General features: G+C 68.2%; 8 protein-coding genes. 5 read left to right on the top strand and 3 right to left on the bottom strand.

Translation table 11 applies throughout. The features are described 5' to 3' along the window. Positions 1-347 precede the first annotated feature (347 nt). The 3 genes from F4561_RS31545 (at position 348) to F4561_RS31535 (ending at position 4,075) form a co-directional block, all read left to right on the top strand. A complete protein-coding gene (locus F4561_RS31545; protein ID WP_184585313.1) occupies positions 348-1,598 on the top strand; it encodes a cation:proton antiporter domain-containing protein in 1,251 nt (416 codons plus the stop codon). Positions 1,599-2,435: 837 nt separating this feature from the next. Beyond that, positions 2,436-3,563 carry a hypothetical protein gene (locus F4561_RS31540; RefSeq protein WP_184585312.1) on the top strand — a complete coding sequence of 376 codons (1,128 nt, stop codon included), beginning with the start codon at positions 2,436-2,438 and terminating at the stop codon, positions 3,561-3,563. A gap of 74 nt (positions 3,564-3,637) precedes the next feature. Continuing rightward, on the top strand, positions 3,638-4,075 hold the full coding sequence (locus tag F4561_RS31535; protein WP_184585311.1) for a DoxX family protein: 438 nt from the start codon (positions 3,638-3,640) through the stop codon (positions 4,073-4,075). An 82-nt stretch (positions 4,076-4,157) separates the two neighbouring features. On the opposite strand, the gene F4561_RS31530 is transcribed toward F4561_RS31535, so the two are convergent. After that, positions 4,158-6,554: a DEAD/DEAH box helicase gene (locus tag F4561_RS31530; protein WP_312885743.1), complete on the bottom strand. Its 2,397-nt coding sequence runs from the start codon at positions 6,552-6,554 to the stop codon at positions 4,158-4,160. A gap of 219 nt (positions 6,555-6,773) precedes the next feature. Here F4561_RS31530 and F4561_RS31525 point away from each other — a divergent pair, with 219 nt between their 5' ends. Next, the gene (locus F4561_RS31525; RefSeq protein WP_046469214.1) at positions 6,774-7,121 is read left to right on the top strand and encodes an STAS domain-containing protein; all 348 of its coding nucleotides are present in this window, start codon (positions 6,774-6,776) and stop codon (positions 7,119-7,121) included. A gap of 18 nt (positions 7,122-7,139) precedes the next feature. Next, positions 7,140-7,706, top strand: a complete 567-nt coding sequence (locus tag F4561_RS31520) for an ATP-binding protein (protein WP_184585310.1) — start codon at positions 7,140-7,142, stop codon at positions 7,704-7,706. A gap of 90 nt (positions 7,707-7,796) precedes the next feature. Here F4561_RS31520 and F4561_RS31515 read toward each other — a convergent pair whose 3' ends face one another. After that, positions 7,797-8,975 carry a MarP family serine protease gene (locus F4561_RS31515; protein WP_184585398.1) on the bottom strand — a complete coding sequence of 393 codons (1,179 nt, stop codon included), beginning with the start codon at positions 8,973-8,975 and terminating at the stop codon, positions 7,797-7,799. Between the two features lie 16 nt (positions 8,976-8,991). Continuing rightward, positions 8,992-9,681 carry an NUDIX hydrolase gene (locus F4561_RS31510; RefSeq protein WP_184585397.1) on the bottom strand — a complete coding sequence of 230 codons (690 nt, stop codon included), beginning with the start codon at positions 9,679-9,681 and terminating at the stop codon, positions 8,992-8,994. Positions 9,682-9,694: the final 13 nt, after the last annotated feature.

Here is a 9,694-nt window from a genome sequence, read left to right as displayed (position 1 = left end):
CCGCCCGCCGTCACGTCGGTGGGCAGGGAGCGGACCCGCGCGGGGAGCTGGGTCCACTCGAAGGGGGAACACCACCCAGCTCCGGCCCTTGGGCGGCGCGGGTCATGGCCCAACGATGCGCTCATCGGCGTCGAGTACGGCCTTGAGTACTGCCCGTCCGCCGCCTTCGACCTTGGGGGTCGACCGGAGCCCACAAGACCGGAGGGCTGTGGCCTCTCTCTGGTGCCCACCGGCACCAGTCGGCCATCGATGAGAGCGTCCGGTTTTCCTGTCCTGTTCGGGGATAGTGGCAGCGGCATCATGACCGGGTGGCGGACGAGGGCACCGAGACTCGGACCGGGAGTGGGATGACGTTCGATATTGGGCTTACGGCGATCGGGGGGACGGTCCTGTTGCTGGGGCTGCTGTCCGTCCCGGTCAGGCGGCTCTGGCTGTCCGGCCCGCTGCTCGCTCTCCTGTTGGGCGTCCTGCTGGGACCGGAGGTGTCGGGCCTGCTCACACCGGCCGAGTGGGGCGAGGAGTCCTACCTTCTGGAACAGGCCGCCCGGCTCACGGTGGCGATGTCACTGATGGCTATCGCCCTGCGTCTGCCCCCTGGCTACCTGTACACGCACATGCGTTCACTCCTCATCGTGCTGGGGCCGGTGATGATCGCCATGTGGGTGGTGAGCGGGCTCGCCACCCATCTGATCCTCGCGGTCCCGATCTGGGTGGCGCTGCTCGTGGGGGCCGTCATCACCCCGACCGACCCGGTGATCTCCAGCACGATCGTGCAGGGGAGCATAGCCAAGCGGAACCTTCCCGAGCGGATGCGCCACTTCCTCTCCGCCGAGGCGGGAGCCAACGACGTACTGAGCTATCCGCTGGTGTTCCTGGCGGTTCTGATGCTGGCGCACCCTCCGGGGGCCGCCTTGGAAGAGTGGCTAGTGCGGGTCCTGCTGTGGGAGGTGCTCGCCGTGGTGGCGCTCGGCGGGGTTCTGGGCTATCTGGCGGGGCGGGCCTTGTCATGGGCGGATCGCAGTGCTCTCGTGCCCCGGACCTCCTACCTCGTCTTCAGCCTCTCGCTGACCATCACCGTGCTCGGGATCACGGAACTGGCCAGAACCAACGGGTTGCTCGGTGTGTTCGTCGCCGGGCTCGTGTTCCGAGGCGTCATATCCGAGCAGGAGGAGCGAGACGAGGAGAACGTGCAGGACGCGGTCAACGACTTCTTCCTGCTTCCGGTCTTCGTCCTGCTCGGGCTCACGTTGCCGTGGTCCGAGTGGGCCGCATTGGGCTGGCGGGGCCCGGTACTGGTCGTGGCCGTCCTGCTGCTGCGCCGCCTGCCCGTTTTCGTCGCGTTGAGCCCGTTCATGAGGTCGGTCCACGGGATGCGGGAGGCCGCCTTCCTTGGCTGGTTCGGTCCCATCGGGGTCGCCGCACTGTTCTACGCCAACCTTTCGCTGCATGAGACGTCGAACAGTCTGGTGTGGACGGTGGGCAGTCTCGTGATCTGTGCCTCCGTTCTTGTCCACGGGGTGACCGCGACACCGATCACGCGGCTGTTCGGGCGGCGCGCTGGCCGTGCCGCGAATGACCGGGAGCACAGCATCGCCTGAAGGGCGTCTACCAGCTCGTACAGGATCACCGGGCAACTCGTGGGGGGCCACCGCTCCGCCCGTTTGGTGATGCCCCCGCGCAGCAGCGACACGAAGATCCCTCCGCGTTCCGTATCGTCGCGGGTCTCCTCGTTGCCGGCGTCGCGGCGCTCCGCGCAATTGGCCAGCTCGGCCTTCTTCGACCTCGTCCCGGCGAAACATTCCGAGCACCCGCGACGGGTACAGACGAACCTTCGAACGATCAGCGGCGAGTGCGCCCAGCAATTCCCTATCCCTCGCGTTACCAGGAAAGATACACACGAAAAGACGCGCCGCGGAACATCTCTACGGAATGTTCGAGCCCTCGTATTGGCGCGTATCCGTGAAACCACCTGTCCTTCTGCAAAGCGACACGGAAACGACGGAGAATTTCCTGGTCAGGACGGATGGAAACTTATTTGATTTTTTCTGCTTCACTGTGTGTTGACACCGCGTACACTAAGCGCCACTCTGCTATGAAGAACCGAATATGCGGATTGCAACAGTGACGAACGCATTCGTCCGGCCACCCGCTACCGGTCGGAATGCGATTAGCGCGCGCAATGATGCCGCGACAGGCCACCCATGCCTGTATTCCATCCGGCTTCGCTTCACAAGTGTTAGGGAAGCGGCCGGTATTCCCCGTGAAAGGGCCCACCCGACGTTCGCGACCGGTGCGAGCGAAGGGGCGAGTGCCCTGCCCAAAGCCGACCACGTCGCGAACTTGGGCCTTCACGTTCACGGATTGGACCGGGACTCAACGGTCCGATCTGTTCCGTATACGCACCCGAGAACCCCCTAGGACGACGAGGAGGAATCGTGTCCCTACGAAGGTTCGCGTCCACCGCCGCCATGGCATTGGCACTCGGCTTATTGGCGGCCGGGAACTCCGGAACCGCTCTTGCCGACACGCAGGAAGAACCGGCACCGCGGGAACCGGCACAGGAGAGTGGTCAGGAGGCCGCTCAGGAAGGCGGCGAGGGCACCGCCCAAGAGGAGTCCACGACCGTCACGTACGGACCGTGGACCATTCCCGCCGCCGAGGGTGACCACGAAGGTGGGGACGGCTCCGGCGAGGACGGCGGTCACGAGCACGCCGAGGAAGGCGCCGCCACCGCCGCGGGTGGCCTTGGCGGCTGGCCCGGTAGCGGCGACGAGGAGGACGAGCACGCGCATCACGGCCAAGAGGGCGGCATCGAGCTGAATATCGACAAGCCGTGTGAGGACTGCTTCATCACTGGCTTCACCCCGAAGATGACCTACGAGGACGGCACCGAGGCGCACGTCAACGAAGGTCCGATGCTGCACCACTACGTGATCTTCAACTCCAGCGCGCGGGACGCCGTGTGCCCCGGCTCGGAGCGGAAGCTCTCGTCCGGCAACGAGCGGATCTCCACCGACTTCCCAGAGGGATACGGGATGAAGATCGAGGACCGCGAGAGATGGCACATGAACTACGACCTGATGAACATGGATCCCGCGGAGGCGAAGGACGTCAACATCGAGATCGACTTCACCTACGTGGACGCCTCCGAGGCCGGCGACATGCAGCCGCTCACGCCGCTCTGGCTGGACGTCGGCGGCTGCTTCGGCAGCGCCTACGACATCCCCGAGGGTGACACCACCGACTCCAACACCTGGACATCCGATGTCTCCGGTGACCTCGTGCACTCGCGCGGACACCTGCACCACGGTGGCCACTCCCTCTGGACCGAGAACACCACCCAGGGCACGGAGCTCTGCCACATCACAGCCGAGGAAGGCGGCTCTCCCGAGTTCATCGACATGGAGGGGCACGGCCAGATCTCGGACATGCCGCCATGCAGCGGCGAGCTGGGCCGGGTCGAGGAAGGCGACGTCCTGGAGACCTCAGCCCGGTACGTCGTCGAAGGCCACTCCCATACCGGAGTGATGGGGATCATGGTCGGCTACCTGGCCGAGGACTGATCCGCTCCCCACGGCCGGGGCGGACCAGCCCGCCCCGGCCGTTCCACCCGCTACCTCACATCCGAGGTGATCCCATGAATCTGGACCAGCTCCGCGGACCGGTGTTCTCACTGTTCCGCATGGTGACCGGACTGCTGTTCCTGCTCCACGGTGTGTCTTCATTGTTCGGGGTGCTCGGGGGCAACCAGGGCACCGGGCTCGCCGTCGAGTTCGCTGTCTGGCCAAGCTGGTGGGCGGCGCTGATCCAACTGGTCTGCGGCGCGTTTGTGCTCGCCGGCCTGTTCACCCGGCCGAACGCGACGCTCGCCTCGGGCTCCATGGCCTACGCCTACTTCGTGGTCCACCAGCCCGAAGGGCTGCTTCCGCTGATCAACGGCGGTGAGTTGTCGGCGATGTACTGCTGGGCATTCCTGCTCATCGCCGTACTGGGACCGGGCGGCTGGGCTCTGGACCCGCTGATCCGCCGCCGCGGCAGTGACGCGACCGAGCCCGCCTCGGTGCGCACGGCGTGAACGACCCGACCAACCGAGTCCCGACCGGACGGCCCCCACAGGCCCCGCCTGTGGGGGCCGCGACCGTTTCCGCATGGCGCCGCTAGTTCCGGTCCGGTTTCCGCTCCAGGATGGTGTCCAGCAGGCGGAGCGCACCGGACTTGCTCAACGGATCGTTGCCGTTGCCGCATTTGGGCGACTGGATGCAGGAGGGACAGCCGTCCGCGCACTCGCAGGTGGCGATGGCCTCGCGGGTGGCGGTGAGCCAGTCCCGAGCGGCCGCGTAGCCTCGCTCGGCGAAACCGGCGCCCCCTTCGTGGCCGTCGTAGACGAAAATGGTCAGCCGCCCGGTGTCGGCGTGCAGGGCGGTGGAGACTCCGCCGATGTCCCACCGGTCGCAGGTCGCGAAGAGCGGCAGCAACCCGATGGCCGCGTGCTCGGCGGCGTGCGCCGCCCCCCGGAGGTCCACATCGTCCTTGCGCAGGCTCTCCGCTGCGTCAGCACTGAGCGTCCACCACACAGCGCGCGAGCTGAGCGTCCGCTCGGGCAGGTCCAACGGCTGCTCGCCGAGCACGGACCCGGTACGGACGTCCCGCTTGAGGTAGCCCACGACCTGGCGGGTGACCTCGACCTCACCGAAGTGCACGGTGGCCGACGGCGCCCAGTCCTGCTCGCGTTGCACACCCCGGATCTCGATCTCGGTGACGTCCCGCGCCCACGTGCTGTAGCCGGGCTCACCGAAGCGGACCAGCGCCACGCCCTCGTCCAGGTCGAGCTCGTCGACCAGGTAGGTCATCCCCTGGTGCAGGTAGACGGCGCCAGTGTGCACGGTTCCGTGCGCGGCCGCCTCATCGACCGTCCCCAGGAGCTGACCGCTCCCGCTGTCGACAATCTGCACCGGCGCGCCCCCACCACCCCGGATATCGGTCAGGCCGCTGGCCCGGTCGCGCCGAGTCCAGAACCAACCTCGCGGCCGTCTCCGGAGCATCCGGCGCTCGACCAGCCCGGCCAGCACCTCCTCGGCCTCCGGCCCGAAGAGCGCCAAGTCGTCCTTGGTGAGCGGAATCTCCGACGCAGCGGCGCACAGGTGCGGGCCCAGCACATACGGGTTGTCCGGATCCAGGACGGTGGCCTCCACGGAACGGCCGAAGATCGCGCCGGGGTTGTGCACGAGGTAGGTGTCGAGCGGGTCGTCGCGCGCGATGAAGACCGCCACAGCGTCCTCACCCCGGCGCCCGGCACGGCCCGCCTGCTGCCACAGTGACGCCCGCGTTCCCGGCCAGCCGGTGATGAGCACGGCGTCGAGGCCGGTGATGTCGACCCCGAGCTCCAGGGCGTTCGTGGTGGCCAGGCCCAGCAGTTCGCCACTCCGCAGTGCCGCCTCCAGCTCGCGCCGCTCGTCCGCGAGGTATCCGGCACGGTAGGCCGCCACCCGATCGGCCAGGCTCCTCGTCCCGCCATCGGCGCTCTCCCGCACGCCCGGGGGCGGCGCCGCACTGGCTGGCGGCTCTCCGCCGCCGGGAGGGCCCTGGGACCGCGGATCGGCGGGCGCGTCCACACCGAGCACCCGCCGTGCGGACATGGCGACAGACTCCGCCCCCTGCCGAGACCTGACGAACGCGAGGGTGCGCACCCCGGCGCGCGCCAGCTCGGCCAGGATGTCGGCCGCTTCGGCCGTCGCCGTGCGGCGTATCGGGGCGCCGTTCTCCCCCACCTGATCCGTCAGTTCCGGTTCGACCATCGCGAAGCTCAGGGCCGACCGGGGAGAGGCGTCCTCGGTGATCGCGCGCACCGGCAGGCCGGTCAGCTTGGCCGCGCTCTCCTCCGGGGTTCCCGTAGTGGCCGAGGCCAGGATAAAGACCGGCGCGCTCCGGTAGTGCGCGCACACCCGGCGCAGGCGCCGCACGATCTGCGCCACGTGCGACCCGAAGACCCCGCGGTAGCGGTGCGCCTCGTCGATGACGATGTAGCGAAGCCGGCGCAGGAACCCGGCCCACGACGCGTGCCGGGCGAGGATCGCGTGGTGCAGCATGTCGGGGTTGGTGAGCACGTAGTTGGCGTGCGCGCGCACCCACGCGCGCTCATCTGTGGGGGTGTCGCCGTCGTAGGTGGCGGCACGCAGCCCGGGGATCCCCAGATCGGCCAGTGACCTGCGCTGATCGGCGGCGAGAGCCTTGGCCGGGGAGAGGTAGAGTACGGTTCCGCCTGCGGCGATCGCCTCGGCGCACGGCAGCAGGAAAGCCACCGATTTCCCCGACGCCGTGCCGGTGGCTATGATCACATTGTTGCCGGAGCGAGCGACGTCCGCGGCGGCGACTTGATGGGACCACGGGGCCGTGATTCCCAGTTCCGTCAGCCGTTCCAGCACGGGGGAAGGTGTCCAGCTTGGCCAGTCTTCGGTTACCCCGTCGCCACGTACCAGCCGCTCCACATGTGTCACCCGCGAGATCCGGGTATCGTCACGCCACAACCGTTGGAGTGTCGATTCCCATAGGCTCACTCGACATCCTCCTTGCAGGTGCCGCACGTCACGGGAACGGCATTGGTTGGATGGATTGACGGTTTCAGTCTGGCATCTGGGGGAAGAGACGCGCGGTGTCGTGGTTTCCTGGTGAACAGCAGGGAGACGTGACGGGCAAGCGTGGTTGAATGCCGCCCTGTGGGGTAACGCCCGGCAGAGATCACTCGCGGTATATCGCGGTTCGGCGCTGGAGGACTTGTGGACTTGAAGCTTGATCACTACACCGAGGACGACACCGAGATCGTCGTCGTTGAGGGTGAGATCGATGTCTATACCGCGCCACGGCTGCGTGAGCTCCTGATCGATCTGGTCAACAAGGGCAACGTCCACCTCGTGGTGAACATGGAGAAGGTGGAGTTCCTCGACTCGACGGGTCTCGGGGTGCTCGTGGGCGGCCTGAAGCGGGTACGTGCCCACGACGGCACTCTAGACCTCGTCTGCACCCAGGAGCGCATCCTGAAGATCTTCCGGATCACCGGCCTGACCAAGGTTTTCGGCATCTACGAGTCGGTGCAGGAAGCCATCGACAAGCGTAAGTCGAAGTAACGACGTAACGAGCGAGCGATGGCAATCGTCCAGCTCACGATCAGTGCGCTGCCCGCCCACGTACGAACGGCGCGGCTCATGGCAACGGCCGTGGCCCGCCGGGCGGGCATCGCCGAGTCCGCCCTAGACGAAGTTCGCCTGGCGGTCGGTGAGGCATGCTCCCGGGCTGTGGAGGCACACCGGGTGCACTGCCCCGACCAGCCGATCCAGCTCGAACTGATCGACGGCACCGCAAAACGTCCGCTTACCGCCGGGCAGGGCGACCCGCCGATCCCGGCCACACCACCCAACGGGCACAAGGCCCAGCGTTTCGAGGTCGTCGTGTCCGACCGGGCACCGGCCAAGGAGGCGAGCTCGGCTCTCAACAGCCACAGCCCGGACAGCGCTAGCGCCTACCTGGAGGAGGCGGAGGAGATGCTTCCGGGGGATGTCGCGGGGTTGTCTCCCGACGTCGGGCTCGCCGTCATTGTCGGACTGGCCGACGACGTCAGCATCGAGCCGCACGAAGGCGGCACAGTGGTCCGCATGAGCTGGCCCTTGGGGAACACCGACGCCGACCCGGAGTCACCCCTCTCGGTCAGTTGAGGAGCGCACAACGGAGACCTCGCCGAGGTCTCCGTTCGCGTGCCCAATCGGCGCCCCGCTCACGCTGCTGCGCGCCCTGAGAGGCGACGCTCAGTCGCACGTCTGGGTGGATACCGGGTCGCTGCTCGCCGCGCCCGTCTCGGCGTTCTCGGAGACCTCCTCGGCGGTCAGCACATAGCCCGTCTCGTCCTCGTTGGTGGCGGCCGCGAACACGACACCGTAAACGGTCCCGTCCAGGGACAGCAGCGGGCCACCGGAGTTGCCGGGGCGTACGACCGAGCGCACCTGGTATATGTCCCGGCTGACCTGCTCCGAGTGGTAGAAATCGGGCCCCTGGGCGGTCTGCTCCGCACGGATCCGTGCGGGGACCACGGTGAACCCGTCGTTCCGGGGGAAGCCCGCGATGACGGCGTCGTCACCCTTGGCCGCCTCGGTCTCGAAGTCCAGCGGCTCCAGGTTCAGCTCGGGCACGTCGAGCACGGCGATGTCCTGCTGCGCGTCGTAGACCACTACGGTGGCCGTCAACTGCTGGCCGGAACGGGTCACCACACGCAGGTCCTCAGTGACACCGGCGACGACGTGGGCGTTGGTCATGACGCGCCCGTCCTCGTAGACGAAGCCGGTACCCTCGACTCGCCGCTGGCACTCGGGCGCCGTCCCCAGCACCTTCACGACACTCTCGCTGGCCTCGCGCAGCTCCGGAGTGGCCAGCACCTCGGGGTCGGGCGGTTCCACCTCGGCCGGCTCCCCGGTACCCAAACCGCTGAACACCTGCGGGAACGCGCTCTGGTCAACAATCTTGCGGAACGCCGAGAACCACGTGTGGGCGGCATCGGGCATGAGCCGGTCGACCTCGTGCAGCACCCTCGACTGCTGCACCTGACTGGTGACGACGGGCAGGGCGGAGTTCGCCACCGCGCTGCCGATAAGCCAGCTCACCAGAAGGACCGAAAGCCCGCTGACCAGGGTTCCGCCAATGGCATCGAGGACCCGGGCGGAGTCCCAGGTGACGCGGTTCCGGACCAGGGCACCGACATAGGAGGCGAGGAACTGTCCCAGGGCCGCGCAGAGGAACACGACGGCGATCGCCAGCAGCGCCTGCTGGCTGGCGTTCGCGACCAGGTCCTGGATCAGCGGCGGGGCACCGAGCGCGGCCAGCACGCCGCCGCCGATGAAGCCGGCGAAGCTCATGACGCCGACGATGAACCCCTGGCGGTAGCCCGACATAGCGAAGAGCAGAACGAGGACCACCAGGATCAGGTCCAGCACGTTGACGCCCATCACCTCAGGCACTCCCCCGTTCCGGCGGCTCTGGCGGGACCGGCGGGACCGCGATCACCGTCTCCTCGGTGCCAGCGTCAAGCCAGGGACGCTCCCACCCGCCCAGGACGAGGAGCTGGTTCAGGATCTGGGCTGTGAAGCCCCACACCAGCATCCCGTGGACCTGGAACGCGGGGCCGGAGGAGCCGTCGGGGTGCCGCGCACGCACCCGGTTACCGGGGTCGGCCAGGTCGGCCAGGGGCACGCGGGTCACAGCGTCGACCTCGCCGGTGTCGGCGGCGTGGACCGCGGACGGCACGCGCCACCAGGCCAGCACCGGAACGACCCGGAAGTCGCTGCGGCTCAGGTAGAGCTCGGGCAGCCGGCCCATCAGCTCGATTCCATCCGGGCGTACCCCGGTCTCCTCCTCGGCTTCGCGGATGGCGGCGTCCTCGGCACTGAGGTCAGAGGGTTCGATGGAGCCGCCGGGGAACGCGGGTTGCCCCGAGTGCCGGCGCAGCCCGTTCTTCCGCTGGATGAGCAGGATGTCGGGCCCGCGGTCGCCCGCGCCGAAGAGGATGAGCACCGCAGAGCGCCGGCCCCCGTGCTCCGGCGGGCGCATCCGGCTCGGGACCGGCATCCGCTGCGCGGCCGCGGCGAGAGCCGACAGCCATTCGGGAGTCTCGGCGTGGTGCTCCGGCCCGCCCCACCCCATGGCGCGGCCTCGC

Origin of the sequence: Lipingzhangella halophila, from assembly GCF_014203805.1 — a bacterium.
GTDB lineage: Bacteria > Actinomycetota > Actinomycetes > Streptosporangiales > Streptosporangiaceae > Lipingzhangella > Lipingzhangella halophila.
This window is presented reverse-complemented; position numbering and strand designations above follow the sequence as displayed.

Excerpts from the sequence above, each read along its gene's own strand:
- F4561_RS31545 (WP_184585313.1), top strand. The coding sequence starts at position 348 with ATGACGTTCGATATTGGGCTTACGGCGATCGGGGGGACGGTCCTGTTG.
- F4561_RS31535 (WP_184585311.1), top strand. The coding sequence starts at position 3,638 with ATGAATCTGGACCAGCTCCGCGGACCGGTGTTCTCACTGTTCCGCATG.
- F4561_RS31520 (WP_184585310.1), top strand. The coding sequence starts at position 7,140 with ATGGCAATCGTCCAGCTCACGATCAGTGCGCTGCCCGCCCACGTACGA.
- F4561_RS31510 (WP_184585397.1), bottom strand. The coding sequence starts at position 9,681 with ATGGGGTGGGGCGGGCCGGAGCACCACGCCGAGACTCCCGAATGGCTG.